The 1,305-nt window shown below is 36.9% G+C and carries 1 pseudogene; it reads left to right on the forward strand.

The annotated features are described in order from the left end of the window. Nucleotides 1–208 precede the first annotated feature (208 nt). Nucleotides 209–1,070 (forward strand): annotated as a pseudogene (locus F6K22_RS41005) (IS630 family transposase). Nucleotides 1,071–1,305 lie beyond the last annotated feature (235 nt).

Genomic DNA, 1,305 nt, shown 5'->3' on the forward strand with positions numbered 1-1,305 from the left:
AGCGCTGGCATATTTACATATTACAAAGACTGTCTTAATGTAGCATTGTGTACTGTATGACCTGCATTTTCATAAATTAGGCGATCGAACTCCGTTCCGCTGTCGCGCTCGTCAAACACTAAAGTTTTAAGGATGGGTGTTGAGGTATTGACAATTTACAGTTTATAATTTAAGGTATTTCTATCTTGAAAAATCAAGTTTGAGTGTTATGGTACATCCTTACAGTCAAGATTTGCGTGAACGGGCTCTTAATCTGATTATTAATGGTACGTCTATCACTCATGTGAGTCGTTTATTAAATATAAGTCGGCCTACTCTTCATCAATGGCGATATCGATATTTAACCACAGGCTCAATAGTCGCCCTAGGCCAATGTACCTCCTCCTCAAACATCTAAAATTAAAGATTTTGTTGAATTTGAAAAATTTGTTGAGGTTAATCACGAGCAAACTCATGGGTCAAATGGCTGGAAAATGGGGAAATTGTAGTCGTTTTACTATTAGTAGAGGTTTAAAAAAAATTGGTTTTACTCGTAAAAAAAAACATATGGTTATCAAGAAACAGACGAATTAGAAACACAAGAGTTCATGTTGAAACTGAATCAAATAGACAACAAAAGTATTGTTTATGTAGATGAAGCCGGAATAGATAATCTTCCCGATTATCCTTATGGTTATGGAGTTAAAGGAAAAAGAGTACCAGGTATGAAGTCAGGAAAAAGGACTGAGAGAGTAAGTTGGATTGCAGCTATAAATCAAGAAAAAATGTTTGCTCCTTTAACATTTGTAGGCAGTTGTAATCGTGTATAGCATGAGAACTGGTTGGAACATTGTTTACTACCAAAATTAGACCCAGGGCAAGGGCTCATAGTGGATAAGGCAACGTTTCATAAGTCAGTTTATATTGAAGAATTAGTAGCTAAAGCCAAGTGTGAAATCTGGTATCTACCACCTTACTCGCCAGATTTTAACAAGATAGAACGTTGGTGGTTTGTACTCAAAAATTGGATCAGACAAAGACTCAAAGAATTTAAGAATTTTAGAGACTGTGTAGATGCAGCGGCCAATTGAAAATCCTCAAGTTTTTCACGCTTTGATCAAAGATATGCTTGCTTGAATAATTAGTGTAGTTACTCTTTGAGACGAACGCTATCACACAAGGTACGAGGGCGAGGGAGTAGTGTCAGCGATAGCAGAATGGATGCGATTGCAACATTCATGCAACAAAGCCGTTATAAACTGTAAAATTTAAATCCATTACACGCATCCTTAAAACTTTAGTGTTTGGCGAGCGCGACAGCGGAAC

The sequence above is a fragment of the Okeania sp. SIO2F4 genome, from assembly GCF_010672385.1.
Lineage (GTDB): Bacteria > Cyanobacteriota > Cyanobacteriia > Cyanobacteriales > Microcoleaceae > Trichodesmium.